Below are 14,028 nucleotides of genomic sequence, written 5' to 3'. Positions count from 1 at the left end.
TCGGGAAGTAGCTCAGCTTGGTAGAGTACTTGGTTTGGGACCAAGGTGTCGCAGGTTCGAATCCTGTCTTCCCGATAGTGTATCGAAAAAGTCTAATGGTTGACATTAGACTTTTTTTGTAGTTATTTTTTTATTAATTTTCAAGAAAAAAGAGCTTTCGCTCTTTTCAACTTTATTTATTTCGCAGTTCAACATAACGGTTATACCAAATTTTGATATATTCCTCAGAAAAAGGACCTTTGTTTTGGTTTATCCAATCTACTAGAACCTTAACATTTTCTTTTAAAATAAAGTCGATGTCATCTGAATAGTGCATTTTTTCTTTATGCTGCTCGTATTCTTCAACATCTAACAATTTTTTTTCACCATTGGTAAAGACCTTGACATCGAGATCATAGTCGATATATTTTAAGGCTTCTTGGTCAATGTGAAAAGGACTTGCTAGGTTACAGTAGTAAGACACACCATTGTCACGGATCATGGCGATGATGTTAAACCAATATTTTTTATGGAAATAAACGATCGCTGGTTCACGCGTGATCCAACGTCTACCATCACTTTCAGTCACAAGTGTATGATCATTTACTCCAATAATTGCATTTTCGGTTATCTTTAATACCATGGTGTCACGCCATGTTCGGTGTAAACTGCCATCATGTTTATAACTTTGAATTGTAATAAAGTCGCCTTCTTTAGGTAGTTTCATAACTTACCAACTTTCTACAATCTAAGTATATCCTCTATATTGTATCATATTTTTTCAAATTTTTTCTTATTTTACTATTTAATTTTCAATTTGGTTTATGAATCTAAGTATTCTCTAATGGCTGACGTTATATCACTATAATCGTAGCCTTTTCTGGCTAGTGCCTGAGTCAAGCGTTGTTTGAGGTCATAGCCTTCATATTTTTTACTGTATTTACGGTATTGTTTTTCTAACTCTTTTAGAATGAGCTCATTGGTTGTTTCTTCATCTGTTTCGAGCTCGAGATTTTGGAATGCTATCTTCGCTTGGTTGTATGTAAAGCCTTTTGAAATGAGTCCTTGGATGATTTTAGTTTCAATAGCTTTTAACGGATATTTCCCTTGGTATTTTTTTACGAGTTTTATTGCGGTACGGTCGATCACTTCTGAAAAATCATAGTCTGCAAGAATTTCTTGAAGGATAGATTTTGAGATCCCTTTTTGTTGAATTTTTTGTTGTAATAAGGCAGGGCCCTTATCGCCACTGAGAAGGTTAGCCTCTATCAGGTTTCTTGCATATTGACGATCATCTAACCACTTGTCTTCTTTTAGGTGTTGGACCACTTTATCAATAATGTCACTTTCAATCTCATATTTTGTCAGGTAGTCTCGGACTTCTTTTGTTGTCCGAGCTTTAAAAGAAAGATGGTAAAGGGCCAGGTTTTTACCATAGGAGTATTGAGCAAACTCTTGGATTTCTTTTAATTCCTCCTCACTGATTTCCTTATCTTTGGAAAGGAAATATTTGACGATGGTGTCTTCTGTAATATAAAGTTTTTGATCATTGTCTAATTCCAGGAGGTAGAGTCTTTTTTTCTTTTCTAGTTTTGTAATTTTCATGTTTTTATTATACCGAAAAATGTGTTAAGATAGGGATATGAACGTTAAAGTAAAACAAAAAATTCCTTTGAAAATTAAACGAATGGGAATTAACGGTGAAGGGATTGGCTTTTATAAAAAAACACTTGTCTTTGTGCCAGGTGCTTTAAAGGGAGAAGATATCTTCTGCCAAATTACAAGTGTCAAGAAAAATTTTGCGGAAGCCAAACTCTTATCTGTGAATAAGGCGTCTAAGTTTCGTGTGACGCCCATGTGTGATATCTATGAGACCTGTGGGGGCTGTCAAATCATGCATTTGAAGTATGACAAGCAGCTGGAGTTTAAGACAGATTTGTTGCAACAGGCCTTGAAGAAGTTCTCACCTGAAGGATTTGAACAGTATGATATTCGGCCGACAATTGGAATGCAGGAGCCTCTTTACTATCGGGCAAAATTGCAATTTCAAACAAGGAAATTCAAGGGCCAGGTGAAGGCGGGACTCTATGCTCAAAATTCACATTATTTGGTGGAATTAAAAGATTGTTTGGTTCAAGATCCGGTTATTCAAGCTATCGCCAACGATCTAGCGGATTTATTGACCTATTATCAGATTCCGATTGCTGATGAGCGTAAAGAACTGGGTGTCAGAACCATGATGGTTAGACGGGCTCGGAAGTCTGGTCAGGTTCAGATCATTGTGGTCACCAGTCGTCAGATTAACGTAAACAATTTGGTGCAAGACTTGGTCACGAAACACCCTGAAATTGTCACGGTTGCTGTTAACAAAAATACGTCTCGTTCCAGTGAGATTTATGGGGAACAAACGCAGATTATTTGGGGAGAAGAGGCCATTTTGGAAGGTGTTTTGGATTATGAATTCTCCCTTTCTCCTCGAGCTTTTTACCAGTTGAATCCGGAACAAACTGAAGTATTGTATAGTGAGGCGGTTAAGGCTCTAGATGTTTCTCCAGAGGATCATCTTATTGATGCCTACTGTGGGGTTGGAACGATTGGCTTTGCTTTTGCTAATAGAGTGAAAAGTGTTCGGGGGATGGATATTATTCCTGAAGCAATTGAAGATGCCAAATACAATGCTAAACGGATGGGATTTGAGAATACCCACTATGAGGCTGGTACAGCAGAAGAGATCATTCCTCGCTGGTACCAAGAAGGCTATCGGGCTAATGCTGTGATTGTGGATCCACCTCGTACGGGCTTGGGGACAAAATTAATAGAGACCTTGTTGCACTATGCACCTGAAAAGATGGTCTATGTCTCTTGTAATGTCTCTACTTTGGCAAGGGATCTAGTGGCTTTGACGAAGGTTTATCAGGTTGAATACATTCAATCAGTGGACATGTTCCCCCATACAGCACGGGCAGAAGCAGTTGTGAAATTAGTGAAGAAGTGAAAGAAGAATGGATATTTGGGAAAAACTTTATCTTGAGGCGAAAGCTCTCTATGCGCCTCAAGAGGTTTCAGATTTTGTCTATGCTCGACATGTGGTTGCTGCTGTTGAGGCTGCAGATGGTCAGATTTTTACGGGCTTTTGTATGGAAGCAACCTGTGGCGTCTTTCATTTATGTGCCGAACGAGCGGCCCTCTTCAACATGTATCAACAATCAGGACAGACCAAGGTCAAGCGCATTATTGCTTTTCGAGACAAGCCTCCTTATGGAGAAGGTTCAGGGATGCCTTGTGGGGCCTGTCGCGAATTTCTCCTTGAGCTAGATGCAGAGAATCGTCATCTAGAATTTATGGTGGATTATGAAAGTCGCAAGACCATTACTTTAGGTGAACTGATGCCTCTTTGGTGGGGGGAAGAACGGGCTCGTCAAAGAGAAAATAAAGGGAATGAGTAGAGGAAATAGAAAAATGGACAATGTTATTGATGTATCGATTCCAGTTGCTCAAGTCATTGATCAACATCCGGAAGTATTGGATTTGTTGGTGGAGTTGGGCTTTAAACCCTTAGCTAATCCGATCATGCGCAATACAGTTGGGCGCAAGGTTTCTTTGAAACAAGGATCAAAATTAGAAGGTACGCCTATGGAGAAGATTGTGCGAACACTAGAGGCTAATGGCTATGAAGTAGTGGGGCTAGACTAATGAGTGATGAACGAATTCACGTCTTAAGAGATATCTTATTAGAGCTTCATCATGGAGCTTCCCCTGAGTCGGTTCAGGAGCGCTTTGATGCGACCTTTGCAGGGGTTTCTGCGATTGAGATCTCTCTTATGGAGCATGAACTGATGAACTCCGATGCAGGGGTTACTTTTGAAGATGTTATGGAGCTTTGTGATGTCCATGCCAATCTCTTTAAGAATGCGGTTCAAGGGGTCGAAGTAGCAGATACTGACCACCCAGGGCATCCTGTTCAAATCTTTAAACAGGAGAACTTAGCCCTTCGAGCCGCTATGATGCGGGTACGTCGCTTGCTAGACAATTATGAGACGACTGAGGATCCTGAGATGATTCAGGAGATTCATAAGGGCTTGTTACGTCAGCTGGGCTTGGTGGGTCAATTTGACCGGCATTACCGTCGTAAGGAAGAGTTGATGTTTCCGATTATGGAAAAATATGGTCATGATTCCCCACCAAAAGTGATGTGGGGAGTAGATGACCAGATTCGGGAACTCTTTGCGAAAACTTTGGATGCGGCAAAGAAATTACCGGATTCTAGTATTTTTGAAGTCAAGGAACGCTTTGAAGCCTTTGCACAAGAGTTTGAGCGCATGATCTTCAAGGAAGAGTCGATCCTCTTGATGATTTTGCTGGAGTCCTTTACCCAGGATGACTGGCTCTCCATTGCAGAAGAAAGTGATGCTTATGGTTATGCCATTATTCTCTCAAGTGAGAAATGGGTGCCGAAACGTGTGGACTTCAAGGAAGAAGGAGCAAGAGAGTCAGAGAGTTCAACTGAACCGCTTCCTTCTTCAAAAGGAGATGAGCACCGTCAGGTCATTGAGACTCCTGAGGGACAATTGACGATTACCTTCACGCCTAAGAAAAAAGAAGAGAGCTTCGATCGCAAGCAGCCACAAGCTTTTGGTCATGGATTTTTATCGGTGGAGCAAGCGAATTTAATCTTGAACCAGTTACCAATGGAGATCACCTTTGTCAATAAGGATGATATTTTCCAATATTACAATGATGCTGCGCCTTTTGAGGAAATGATTTTTAAGAGGACGCCATCGCAGGTAGGACGCAATGTTGAGCTGTGTCACCCACCGAAATATTTGGAGAAGGTCAAAGCCATCATGCAGGGGCTTCGTGAAGGGAAAAAAGACAAGTATGAAATGTGGTTCAAATCAGAATCGCGTGGGAAATTTGTCCATGTTACCTATGCAGCCGTGCGTGATGAAGCTGGAGACTTCCAAGGTGTCTTGGAATATGTTCAGGACATTCAACCTTATCGAGAGATCGATACGGATTTTTATAGAGGAATGGAGTAAAGATGAGTTACGAAACAGAGTTTATGAAGGAGTTTGAGGAGTGGATCAAGACCCAAGTCATGATCAATGAAATGGCTCTCGAAGAGAGTAAGAAGGTTTTTGAGGAAGACCAGGATGAACGAGCTAAAATCGCCATGATTCGCTATGAAAGCCGTTTGGACGCTTATCAGTTCTTGCAAGGGAAGTTTGAAAATTTCCATGCTGGAAAAGGATTTCATGATTTACCAGATGGCCTCTTTGGTGAAAGAAAATATTAAAAACACCTTATTGAAGGCGTTTTACTAGCTAGATTTACCTGAAAATTGAGCAATGACTTGATTTTTTAGGGGATTGTGATACAATAAAAAAGTTGAAATGACATCAACGGATTTTTGAATGGAATGATAGTGATGAAACCTTGTTGCCTTAGGAATTGATCACTGAATTTAGGAGGAAAAATGGCAAAGAAGAACGTAAACCGTGCGAAACAATACAAACATCAAAATAGACATCTTTTGAAAAAAGCTGTCGCAACTGTAACTGCAGCTGTGAAAGAAACACCTAAAAAGGTTGAGAAAGCTACAAAAGCAGTGGCGAAAGAAGTGAAACAAGCGGCTTCTTCAGTGGAAGAATTTGCTGCAAGTTTGGAAGGTGTGGCACTTGATCGTGCGCAAACATTCTATGATGAAGGTATTCGCTCTGTTGCGGACTTCGCAAACTGGACAGAAAAAGAGTTGTTGGCCCTTAAAGGAATCGGCCCAGCTACAATCAAGAAATTGAAAGAACTAGGCGTTAAATTTAAATAATCGCTTTTATGATTTCTTGCTATTTCCAGGAAAACTTGCTAAAATGAACCTGTTAGAGGTGTTTTGAGTCCCACATTTTACAGAAAGTGGCGGTGCTGAGAAGTCCACAAATGTGTCAAAACTGGTTGCTAATGGATGAAAATGAAATAAACAAAGTTGCGGGCATTGCCCGAAATTGGGTGGTACCGCGGATCAACACATTCGTCCCTGTCAGATTGATGACAGGGGCGATTTTTTTGTTGCAGCCTAGCCAAAGGAGCTTGTCATGAAACAATCTTTTAACACCAGTAAACTCTACTATGGTTTTCCGATCTTCATCTTGGGGTATCAGGACCAGAACTTTGGGCACAATATCACGACCTGCAGTTCCTCTTATAGCCTGGGAGATTGGCTGGTCATCGGGGTTGGTAGTGAGGAAAATGCGGCTAACCAGATTAAGCATTATCAACAGTTCACTGTGAACATCCCTGATGAAAACTTTATGCTTGAGATGGAGCAGGCTGGGTTTATCAGCCATCGGGAGAAGTTGGAACACCTAGGGCTAGACTACGAGATTTCTGAACGGACTCAGGCTCCGATTTTGGAGGCTTGTCCAGTCGTTTTGGATTGCCAGGTAGATCGGATTGTCGAGGAAGATGGCATCTGCCATATCTTTGCTAAGATTCTTGAGCGACTGGCTGATCCAGAGCTCTTAGATGACAAGGGGCATTTTAAAAATGACCGTTTTGCGCCGACTTACTTTATGGGGGACGGCCATCAGCGTGTTTACCGTTATCTAGATGACCGAGTCGATCCCATGGGGTGCTTTATCAAGAAAGCGAGGAAGAAGAATGACAAGAGCTGAACTGCCAGAACGAATCGAAACGGATCGTCTGGTCTTACGAGTCCGAACAGTGGCTGATGCAGAGGACATCCATGCTTACGCTAGTCTTCCAGAAGTCTCTTACCCAGCAGGTTTTCCACCCGTCAAGACCTTGGAAGACGAGATCTATTATCTAGAGCATATCCTTCCCGATCGCAATCAAAAAGAAAATCTTCCAGCTGGTTACGGCATTGTGGTCAAAGGAACCGATAAAATCATTGGCTCTGTTGACTTCAACCATCGCTACGAAGATGATGTGCTGGAAATTGGCTATACCTTACACCCAGATTATTGGGGTCGCGGTTATGTGCCAGAAGCAGCACATGCCTTGATTGATTTAGCTTTTAAAGAATTGGGACTTCACAAGATAGAATTGTCTTGCTTTGGCTACAATGTCCAAAGTCAACGAGTCGCTGAGAAGCTTGGTTTTACCCTCGAAGCTCGTATAAGGGACCGCAAAGATGCTCAGGGCAATCGCTGTGATGATTTGAGATATGGCTTGCTGAAGAGTGAGTGGGAGTTATACTATGAATAGGTTAAAAGAATATGAATTATTTGATGCCGTACTCACTAAAACAGTTCTTAAACAACTGGGTGTGAGTTCGAAAGATAGATTAATTTTTGATAACGGTAGCTTTCATATTAGAAGAAAAGTTAGATTGACTATTTCTTCTCGAGGTTTAGACTTTTATCAATCGAAAAGAATCGTGAAAAGTGAGGAAGAAGTCCTATTGCCTATAGGGTGCAAAGTCTTGCTTACTAAAAATTTTTTAGCAAACAAACCAAGGCCAAAAGAATTTAGTAAAAAAGTTACACCAGTTGGGTGGGATAAGGAACTTAATAGTAGTGTCACTTATATTAACAGAGGTCATATAATTGCTCATGAATTATATCCAGATGACAATTGGGAATGTGATAAGGATAGGAAGTATTTTACTCAAACTGAATGGAGTAATAAATCTAGCAAAGCAACCAAGGAAGGTGATTTAAAAGTTGGAAAAAACTTGGCCTATTACGAGTCTGAAATTAAGAAATTTTTGGATGAGAATACTAATTCACAAGTGCTTTATTATGTGAAATTGATTTATAGTGATGATGATTTAATTCCTAGAGGTATTTGTTTAAAAGCTATATTTAACAAGAAAACAGAAAAATATTCTAATTTTGTAACGATTAAATCTATACATGTGTTTATACCAAATATCGATTCTAGACTAAAGATCGATTATAAAGATGCAATTTTTACAGTTTTAGAATAACAGAACAAAGGAGAACTAAAATGAAAGAACTTTCACCTAAATACAATCCAGCCGAGGTTGAGGCTGGTCGTTACCAAAAATGGCTTGATGAGGATGTTTTTAAGCCTTCTGGCGATAAAAAGGCTAAGCCTTATTCAATCGTCATTCCACCACCAAACGTAACTGGGAAACTTCACCTTGGTCACGCTTGGGATACAACTCTTCAAGATATCATCATCCGTCAAAAACGCATGCAAGGATTTGACACGCTTTGGCTTCCTGGTATGGACCATGCTGGGATTGCCACTCAAGCTAAAGTAGAAGCGCGTTTGGCTGAGGACGGCATCTCTCGTTATGACCTGGGTCGTGAAAAATTCCTTGAAAAAGTTTGGGAATGGAAAGACGAGTATGCGACGACTATCAAGGAACAATGGGGTAAAATGGGGCTCTCTGTAGACTACTCTCGTGAGCGCTTTACCCTTGATGAAGGTTTGTCAAAAGCGGTTCGTAAGGTCTTTGTAGAGCTCTACAAGAAAGGTTGGATTTACCGTGGTGAATTTATCATCAACTGGGATCCAAAAGCCCGTACAGCCCTTTCTGATATCGAGGTGATTCACAAGGATGTCGAAGGTGCCTTCTACCACATGAACTACATGTTGGAAGACGGTTCACGTGCCCTTGAAGTAGCAACAACACGTCCTGAAACCATGTTTGGGGATACTGCCGTAGCGGTTAACCCAAATGATGACCGTTATAAAGACTTGATTGGTAAAAATGTTATCTTGCCAATCTTGAACAAGCCAATCCCAATCGTTGGTGATGAACACGCAGACCCTGAATTTGGTACTGGTGTGGTGAAAATCACTCCTGCCCATGACCCTAATGACTTCTTGGTTGGACAACGTCATAACTTGCCACAAGTCAACGTTATGAACGATGATGGTACTATGAATGAATTGGCTGGTGAATTCAATGGCATGGACCGCTTTGAAGCTCGTAAGGCTGTTATCAAGAAGTTAGAAGAAATTGGTGCCCTTGTTAAGATTGAGAAGATGACCCACTCAGTTGGTCACTCAGAGCGTACAGGGGTGATGGTTGAGCCACGCTTGTCTACGCAATGGTTTGTGAAGATGGATCAATTGGCGAAAAATGCTATTGCTAACCAAGACACAGACGATAAGGTAGAATTCTACCCACCTCGTTTCAACGATACCTTCCTTCAATGGATGGAAAATGTCCATGACTGGGTAATTTCTCGTCAGCTCTGGTGGGGTCACCAAATCCCTGCTTGGTACAATGCTGAGGGTGAAATGTATGTTGGCGAAGAAGCTCCAGAAGGTGACGGATGGACTCAGGACGAAGATGTCTTGGATACGTGGTTCAGTTCTGCCCTTTGGCCATTCTCAACCATGGGCTGGCCTGATGTCGACTCAGAAGACTTCAAACGTTACTTCCCAACTTCAACCTTGGTAACAGGTTACGACATCATCTTCTTCTGGGTGTCTCGTATGATCTTCCAATCATTGGAATTCACAGGACGCCAACCATTTAAGAATGTCTTGATCCACGGCCTTATCCGTGACGAACAAGGACGCAAGATGTCTAAGTCACTCGGTAACGGGATTGACCCAATGGATGTTATTGAGAAATACGGTGCCGATGCCCTTCGTTGGTTCCTTTCAAACGGGTCTGCACCAGGGCAAGACGTGCGTTTCTCTTACGAGAAAATGGATGCGTCATGGAACTTCATTAACAAGATTTGGAACATCTCACGTTATATCCTCATGAACAATGAAGGTTTGACCTTGGATGTGGCGCGTGAAAATGTGGCTAAAGTCGCTGCTGGTCAATCAGGTAACGTGACAGACCGTTGGATTCTCCACAACCTCAACGAAACTATTGGAAAAGTCACTGAAAATTTTGATAAGTTTGAATTCGGTGTGGCTGGTCACATCCTCTACAACTTCATCTGGGATGAGTTTGCGGACTGGTATGTTGAGTTGACTAAGGAAGTGCTATACAGCGATAACGAAGACGAAAAAGTTATCACACGCTCTGTTCTTCTTTACACTTTGGACCAAATCTTGCGTCTCCTTCACCCAATTATGCCATTCGTAACTGAAGAAATCTACGGCCAAATCTCTGAAGGAACAATCGTGACGGCGGAATACCCAGTGGTTCGTCCAGAGTTTGAAAACGAGGAAGCAGCAGCTGGTGTAGAAGCTCTTAAAGATGTGATTCGCTCCGTTCGTAACTCACGTGCAGAAGTGAACGTAGCGCCAAGTAAGCCAATCACTATCTTGATCAAGACAAGCGACAGCAAGCTTGATGCTTTCTTTAATGATAATGTCAACTACATCAAACGTTTCACAAACCCAGAACACTTGGAAATTGCAGCAGATGTCGAAGTGCCTGACTTGGTTATGTCAAGCATCATCACAGGCGCAGAAATCTACTTGCCACTTGCTGACCTTCTTAATGTTGAAGAAGAATTGGCTCGTCTTGAAAAAGAATTAGCCAAATGGCAAAAAGAACTGGATATGGTCGGTAAGAAGCTCTCTAACGAACGCTTCGTAGCCAATGCCAAACCAGAAGTCGTCCAAAAAGAACGCGACAAACAAGCCGACTATCAAGCTAAATACGACGCGACTGTAGCACGTATTGATGAGATGAAGAAACTCGTTAAATAAACACAGAAACACGGCGGAATGCCGTGTTTTTTGTATGATTCTGTAAGAGAAAAAGTTTAAGTAACCTATTTTTAGACCATTTTCCAGAAATAATCGATGATATAGGTCAGGCCGTAGGTGTAGATGACGAGGGTGATGGGTTTACAGAGGATGATGATGGTCATGTAGCGTTTGAAGGTCATATTGGTCAGACCTGCCAGCATACAGATGAAGTCGGCGGGACTAACCGGCCAGATCATCATGAAGATAAAGAAGCGATCGAACCGCTTGCCTTCATTGAGCCAGCCAATGTACTTGTCGTAGGTTTTCTGACTGACCATGGATTGGACGAACTTAGGCCCATACATTCTGGCTAGGTGGAAGATAATGGCACAGCCAATCACGATCCCGATGTAATTGTAGATGGTCCCGATAATATGGCCGTAGATGAAGACACCTGCTACAGATGTCAGGGCGCCAGGAATAATAGGGACCACTGTTTGAAGGATCTGAAGAAAGATAAAGAGCGGTGGCCCGAAGATTCCGGCTTGCAAAATAAAAGCTGACAAGGTTTCTTTGGATTGAAGGATGCCAGAAAAGTAGGCCCAGATACAAAAGGCCAAGGTCCCGAGAGCACCAATGATAGATGACCAATTAATGATGCGCTGGAGGAGAGGTGAGACCTCCCTCAATTTTTTTTCTTTTGTTATCATAACTCTTCCGTGTATTTTTTCTTCTACTATACCATTTTTTTGTCTATTTGTAAGCTCTGGTGATGGAGGTGATGAAAGCCTTAAAAGATGGTATAATGATGTAATTGAGGCTCGAATTATCATAGATATTAGAGGAGGATGTAGTGGAAGAATATATAAATTTATACCATCAGAAATTATGGGAAATAGCTTTTACTAATGTGCGAGATACTTTCATCAATCAAAATACACTTTCCTGGGGGTTATTAATTTATTTCAGTTATGTCATGTTTGATCTCTTAGCAGGAAATAAAAAACGTGTCCTGATTGTTACTTGTATTCCTTTTGTCTTATTCTTTCTTAGTATGGGAGCGGAGTATCTATACAGTTATGATAAAATTATGAATCCCAAATCAGATTATAACAATGAATGGAGTTTTGAAGGGTTAAAACGTGACACCGTTTTACCTATGATTGAGAATATTGATAAAATTCCCATAGCCAGTGTTGATGGAAAATTAAAAAGACAAGATATTATCCTATTTGCGATATCTAATCCAACATATTATGATGCGTTGTTTGGAAAAGCATCCATGTTGCTATCAGGTCGACAGCAGGTTGGAAATGACTTTGTGATTGTTTTGGTTGGATATGAAGTGAAAGATGATAGTTGGCAATCTGTAGATATTCGTATTGCACCAAGTGTTGAAGAAAGTGATTTTCAGAAATTTTCTAAAGTGCTTCATATCGAAAGAGAAGAAAAAGTAGGTGCTACTAGTATTGTTAGCGACCTTCAATTCATATATTATAAGAATTCGCAGGAAGAAAAGAATGGAAAAAAGTCCAAATTGTGAATAAAACGGCTCTCCACTCTAACATCAGAACTTTCCATTTTGGAAAGTTTTTTTGTCTAGAAAAAGTAACGGAGACATTCTACATTTGTTTATAAGTAGCCCTCTCCTCTGAGATCAAGTCATCCGTGCTAAAAAGCCTATTTTATGCTATAATGGGGAGAATACGAATGTTTGGAGAAAAACGTGTCAATCGAAAATTACAAACCAGATTTTGCGGTGGAAGCAGCCTATGATCTCACCGTTACAGACTTGAAAAAACAGGGTATCAAGGCGGTCCTTGTGGATTTGGATAATACCTTGATTGCTTGGAATAATCCGGATGGAACTCCTGAGATGCGCCAGTGGTTGCATGACCTTCGTGATGGAGGGATTCGGGTTATCGTGGTGTCTAATAATAGTCCCAAACGGGTCAAGCGCGCTGTTGAGAAATTTGATATTGACTATGAAGCCTGGTCGCTCAAGCCCTTTACTTTTGGGATTGATCGTGCCCTCAAACGTTTCCACTATGAGAAAAATGAAGTGGTCATGGTCGGGGATCAACTGATGACCGATATTCGGGCTGCCCATCGTGCAGGCATTCGTTCGATTTTGGTCAAGCCTTTGGTTGAGCATGACTCGATCAAGACGCAGATCAACCGGGCGCGTGAACGCCGTGTCATGAAGCAAATGGCCGAGAAATATGGTCCGATTGTATACAAAAAAGGAATTTAAGAATGGAAGAATTATTCTGTATTGGCTGTGGAGCCCCCATTCAGACAGAAAACAAAGAGGGGCTAGGCTATACTCCCCAATCAGCTCTTGAAAAGGGCTTGGAAACAGGCGAGGTTTATTGCCAACGCTGTTTCCGTCTGCGTCACTACAATGAAATCACTGATGTGCATCTGACAGATGATGATTTCCTAAAACTCCTTCACGAAGTAGGAGATAGTGATGCTCTCGTGGTCAATGTAGTGGATATTTTTGATTTTAATGGATCCGTTATCCCTGGCTTACCACGCTTTGTAGCAGGAAATGATGTTCTCTTGGTCGGAAACAAAAAAGACATCTTGCCCAAGTCTGTCAAGGACAGCAAGGTAACCCATTGGTTGATGGAGCGGGCCCACGAAGAAGGCATGCGTCCTGTCGATGTGGTCCTCACCTCTGCCCAAAACAAGAGTGCTATCAAGGACTTGATGGAAAAGATTGAGCAGTACCGTAAGGGCCGTGACGTCTATGTGGTGGGTGTGACCAACGTTGGGAAATCGACCCTTATCAATGCGATCATCCAAGAAATCACTGGGGACAAGGATATCATTACGACCTCTCGCTTCCCAGGGACGACACTGGACAAGATCGAAATCCCACTGGACGATGGATCCTACATCTACGATACACCAGGGATTATCCATCGCCACCAGATGGCTCACTACTTGACGGCGAAAAACCTCAAGTATGTCAGTCCTAAAAAGGAAATCAAGCCTAAGACTTATCAGCTCAATCCAGAGCAAACCCTTTTCTTGGGTGGCTTGGGACGCTTTGACTTTATTAAGGGGGAAAAGCAAGGTTTCACCGCCTTCTTTGACAACGAACTCAAGCTTCACCGAACCAAGCTTGAGGGCGCGACCGCTTTTTATGACAAGCATGTCGGTGGCTTACTAACCCCTCCTAACAGCAAGGAAAAAGAAGAATTCCCGCCTTTGATTTCCCATGAGTTTACCATCAAGGACAAGACTGACCTCGTTATCTCAGGACTCGGCTGGATCCGCGTCAATGGAGAAGCCAAAGTAGCCGTCTGGGCACCAGAAGGCGTCGCCGTCGTTACCCGCAAAGCTATCATTTAAAAATTTGTAATAGAATGAATTGAAGAGCGCACGAAGTGAGCTCATAAAGAGATCGTTATTGCCGTGGTGTAGTTGCCAATCGATCGATTG

General features: G+C 41.7%; 16 protein-coding genes and 1 tRNA gene. 14 read left to right on the top strand and 3 right to left on the bottom strand.

Translation table 11 applies throughout. The features are described from left to right. The first annotated feature begins 1 nt into the window (after position 1). Positions 2-75 (top strand) — tRNA-Pro (locus K1I56_RS08710). A gap of 97 nt (positions 76-172) precedes the next feature. Here the strand turns inward: K1I56_RS08710 and ntdP are convergent. Further along, entirely contained in the window at positions 173-706 is a 534-nt protein-coding gene (gene ntdP, locus K1I56_RS08705) for a nucleoside tri-diphosphate phosphatase (protein ID WP_003005798.1), read from the bottom strand. A 95-nt stretch (positions 707-801) separates the two neighbouring features. Next, positions 802-1,584 (bottom strand): recombination regulator RecX, encoded by a 783-nt coding sequence (recX, locus tag K1I56_RS08700; RefSeq protein ID WP_021152716.1) that lies wholly within the window; start codon positions 1,582-1,584, stop codon positions 802-804. 37 nt (positions 1,585-1,621) lie between these two features. On the opposite strand from recX, the gene rlmD reads away from it, so the two are divergent. The 10 genes from rlmD (at position 1,622) to K1I56_RS08650 (ending at position 10,593) form a co-directional block, all read left to right on the top strand. Beyond that, positions 1,622-2,974: a 23S rRNA (uracil(1939)-C(5))-methyltransferase RlmD gene (gene rlmD, locus K1I56_RS08695; RefSeq protein ID WP_021152717.1), complete on the top strand. Its 1,353-nt coding sequence runs from the start codon at positions 1,622-1,624 to the stop codon at positions 2,972-2,974. A gap of 7 nt (positions 2,975-2,981) precedes the next feature. Further along, positions 2,982-3,425, top strand: coding sequence for a cytidine deaminase family protein (locus K1I56_RS08690; protein ID WP_223325773.1), 444 nt, complete (start codon positions 2,982-2,984; stop codon positions 3,423-3,425). A 13-nt stretch (positions 3,426-3,438) separates the two neighbouring features. After that, positions 3,439-3,672, top strand: coding sequence for a DUF1858 domain-containing protein (locus K1I56_RS08685; RefSeq protein WP_003005810.1), 234 nt, complete (start codon positions 3,439-3,441; stop codon positions 3,670-3,672). After that, complete coding sequence (locus K1I56_RS08680; protein ID WP_223325772.1) at positions 3,672-5,018, top strand: DUF438 domain-containing protein; 1,347 nt, start codon at positions 3,672-3,674, stop codon at positions 5,016-5,018. Before K1I56_RS08685 ends, K1I56_RS08680 begins: the two co-directional genes overlap by 1 nt. 2 nt (positions 5,019-5,020) lie before the next feature. Then, positions 5,021-5,275, top strand: coding sequence for a DUF1912 family protein (locus K1I56_RS08675; RefSeq protein ID WP_021152721.1), 255 nt, complete (start codon positions 5,021-5,023; stop codon positions 5,273-5,275). 180 nt (positions 5,276-5,455) lie between these two features. Further along, positions 5,456-5,803 (top strand): helix-hairpin-helix domain-containing protein, encoded by a 348-nt coding sequence (locus tag K1I56_RS08670; protein WP_021152722.1) that lies wholly within the window; start codon positions 5,456-5,458, stop codon positions 5,801-5,803. A 265-nt stretch (positions 5,804-6,068) separates the two neighbouring features. Then, positions 6,069-6,647, top strand: coding sequence for a flavin reductase family protein (locus K1I56_RS08665; RefSeq protein ID WP_021152723.1), 579 nt, complete (start codon positions 6,069-6,071; stop codon positions 6,645-6,647). Then, entirely contained in the window at positions 6,634-7,200 is a 567-nt protein-coding gene (locus K1I56_RS08660; RefSeq protein ID WP_021152724.1) for a GNAT family N-acetyltransferase, read from the top strand. The genes K1I56_RS08665 and K1I56_RS08660 overlap by 14 nt, the downstream gene beginning before the upstream one ends. After that, on the top strand, positions 7,193-7,924 hold the full coding sequence (locus K1I56_RS08655) for a DNA/RNA non-specific endonuclease (RefSeq protein WP_021152725.1): 732 nt from the start codon (positions 7,193-7,195) through the stop codon (positions 7,922-7,924). Before K1I56_RS08660 ends, K1I56_RS08655 begins: the two co-directional genes overlap by 8 nt. Positions 7,925-7,944: 20 nt before the next feature. Beyond that, positions 7,945-10,593, top strand: a complete 2,649-nt coding sequence (locus K1I56_RS08650; protein WP_223325771.1) for a valine--tRNA ligase — start codon at positions 7,945-7,947, stop codon at positions 10,591-10,593. Positions 10,594-10,664: 71 nt separating this feature from the next. On the opposite strand, the gene K1I56_RS08645 is transcribed toward K1I56_RS08650, so the two are convergent. Continuing rightward, positions 10,665-11,285 carry a TVP38/TMEM64 family protein gene (locus tag K1I56_RS08645; RefSeq protein ID WP_070505292.1) on the bottom strand — a complete coding sequence of 207 codons (621 nt, stop codon included), beginning with the start codon at positions 11,283-11,285 and terminating at the stop codon, positions 10,665-10,667. Between the two features lie 143 nt (positions 11,286-11,428). Here K1I56_RS08645 and K1I56_RS08640 point away from each other — a divergent pair, with 143 nt between their 5' ends. The 3 genes from K1I56_RS08640 (at position 11,429) to yqeH (ending at position 13,938) form a co-directional block, all read left to right on the top strand. Beyond that, on the top strand, positions 11,429-12,118 hold the full coding sequence (locus tag K1I56_RS08640; protein ID WP_223325770.1) for a hypothetical protein: 690 nt from the start codon (positions 11,429-11,431) through the stop codon (positions 12,116-12,118). Positions 12,119-12,301: 183 nt separating this feature from the next. Next, entirely contained in the window at positions 12,302-12,829 is a 528-nt protein-coding gene (locus K1I56_RS08635) for a YqeG family HAD IIIA-type phosphatase (RefSeq protein WP_118095844.1), read from the top strand. A gap of 2 nt (positions 12,830-12,831) precedes the next feature. Next, positions 12,832-13,938: a ribosome biogenesis GTPase YqeH gene (yqeH, locus tag K1I56_RS08630; protein ID WP_031575855.1), complete on the top strand. Its 1,107-nt coding sequence runs from the start codon at positions 12,832-12,834 to the stop codon at positions 13,936-13,938. Positions 13,939-14,028: the final 90 nt, after the last annotated feature.

The sequence above is a fragment of the Streptococcus parasanguinis genome (assembly GCF_019929185.1).
GTDB lineage: Bacteria > Bacillota > Bacilli > Lactobacillales > Streptococcaceae > Streptococcus > Streptococcus parasanguinis_O.
Note: the sequence above shows the minus strand (reverse complement) of the source record. Positions and strands in the feature narration are given on the sequence as shown.

Bases quoted from the DNA above. Each gene is read 5' to 3' on its own strand.
- ntdP (WP_003005798.1), bottom strand. From the start codon at position 706: ATGAAACTACCTAAAGAAGGCGACTTTATTACAATTCAAAGTTATAAA.
- recX (WP_021152716.1), bottom strand. From the start codon at position 1,584: ATGAAAATTACAAAACTAGAAAAGAAAAAAAGACTCTACCTCCTGGAA.
- rlmD (WP_021152717.1), top strand. From the start codon at position 1,622: ATGAACGTTAAAGTAAAACAAAAAATTCCTTTGAAAATTAAACGAATG.
- K1I56_RS08690 (WP_223325773.1), top strand. From the start codon at position 2,982: ATGGATATTTGGGAAAAACTTTATCTTGAGGCGAAAGCTCTCTATGCG.
- K1I56_RS08685 (WP_003005810.1), top strand. From the start codon at position 3,439: ATGGACAATGTTATTGATGTATCGATTCCAGTTGCTCAAGTCATTGAT.
- K1I56_RS08680 (WP_223325772.1), top strand. From the start codon at position 3,672: ATGAGTGATGAACGAATTCACGTCTTAAGAGATATCTTATTAGAGCTT.
- K1I56_RS08675 (WP_021152721.1), top strand. From the start codon at position 5,021: ATGAGTTACGAAACAGAGTTTATGAAGGAGTTTGAGGAGTGGATCAAG.
- K1I56_RS08670 (WP_021152722.1), top strand. From the start codon at position 5,456: ATGGCAAAGAAGAACGTAAACCGTGCGAAACAATACAAACATCAAAAT.
- K1I56_RS08665 (WP_021152723.1), top strand. From the start codon at position 6,069: ATGAAACAATCTTTTAACACCAGTAAACTCTACTATGGTTTTCCGATC.
- K1I56_RS08660 (WP_021152724.1), top strand. From the start codon at position 6,634: ATGACAAGAGCTGAACTGCCAGAACGAATCGAAACGGATCGTCTGGTC.
- K1I56_RS08655 (WP_021152725.1), top strand. From the start codon at position 7,193: ATGAATAGGTTAAAAGAATATGAATTATTTGATGCCGTACTCACTAAA.
- K1I56_RS08650 (WP_223325771.1), top strand. From the start codon at position 7,945: ATGAAAGAACTTTCACCTAAATACAATCCAGCCGAGGTTGAGGCTGGT.
- K1I56_RS08645 (WP_070505292.1), bottom strand. From the start codon at position 11,285: ATGATAACAAAAGAAAAAAAATTGAGGGAGGTCTCACCTCTCCTCCAG.
- yqeH (WP_031575855.1), top strand. From the start codon at position 12,832: ATGGAAGAATTATTCTGTATTGGCTGTGGAGCCCCCATTCAGACAGAA.